Source organism: Kocuria sp. ZOR0020 (genome assembly GCF_000800955.1).
GTDB lineage: Bacteria > Actinomycetota > Actinomycetes > Actinomycetales > Micrococcaceae > Kocuria > Kocuria subflava.
Window position 1 is genome coordinate 1 of record NZ_JROX01000395.1, and the last position, 210, is coordinate 210.

The following is a 210-nucleotide window of genomic DNA, read 5'->3' on the forward strand; positions in this document are numbered from 1 at the left end:
ATCGGCGTACTTTCCATTCAGACCAAGGTTGGGCTTATCAGACACCGTATTATCGTCAAAAGCTCCAAGAGCACAATATTTATCAATCTATGAGTCGCAAAGGTAACTGTCATGACAATTCTGTCGTGGAGAACTTTTTTGGTATACTAAAACAAGAAGTTTATTACGGAAAACGATTTGATTCATTTGAGAGTTTAGAAATGACATGAC

The 210-nt window shown here is 37.1% G+C and carries 1 pseudogene; it reads left to right on the plus strand.

The features are described 5' to 3' along the window. Positions 1-200 (plus strand): annotated as a pseudogene (locus L979_RS15535) (IS3 family transposase); the annotation flags it as partial. Positions 201-210: the final 10 nt, after the last annotated feature.